Raw genomic sequence first — 724 nt, forward strand, 5'->3', positions numbered from 1 at the left:
GGATAAGGAATCGAGCCGAGCAGAGGCAGCTCCGTGATGTTACTGGACAGCCTCACCAGAACCGGCAGGAAGGCCAACAGCGTCAGCATCGCGCTGATGAGATTGACGCCTAGACCTTCCATGGTGCTGGCAAAGCGCATGGTGTCTTCCTGGATGCGCTGGGAGGCGCCTTCGATCGTGCGCAGCCGTGGCCAGTTCGCGACATAAAAATCGTTCATCGCTGTGCGCCAGCGGAAGATGTAGTGGCTGACGAAGAATCGCGTCATCACGCCGACCACGACGGCCACGAGCGCGATACCGGCAAAGGTCGACAGTTCGTTGTAGAACTGCTCAACCGTGACCGGCGCCGATTTCGAAAGCGCAGCCTGGATCATGTCGTAGAACGGTCCATACCAGCTGTTGATCGCGACCGAGACCTGGACCTGAAAGTAAGAGGTGAACAGGATCAGCGCCGAACCAAGAATGGACCACGGCGCCCAGGGATGGGGGGCAAATAACATCCATGCAGCCGCGAACACCGTAACGGTCAGCGCAAAATAGAGATCAAACCACAGCGCCGAGGCCGACCAGAACGTCGCAAGCCCGACCGGCTTGTCCGGGGCTTGAAAGAGATTGCCGGCAAATCCATACCAAAACGCCATCGCCAACGCCGTCCAAAGAATTGACGACGCAAAGAACAACTTTGGTCGAGGGAAGAATGAAACGAACATGCTCGCTGTCCTTT

Annotated in this window: 1 protein-coding gene; it reads right to left on the reverse strand. The window is 57.3% G+C overall.

What is annotated here, in order from left to right:
• On the reverse strand, nucleotides 1–710 hold a 710-nt coding region (locus AC0L27_RS41095; RefSeq protein WP_473323793.1), incomplete at its 3' end, for an SbmA/BacA-like family transporter.
• Nucleotides 711–724: the final 14 nt, after the last annotated feature.

It is taken from the genome of Bradyrhizobium sp. Ken51, assembly GCF_055807435.1.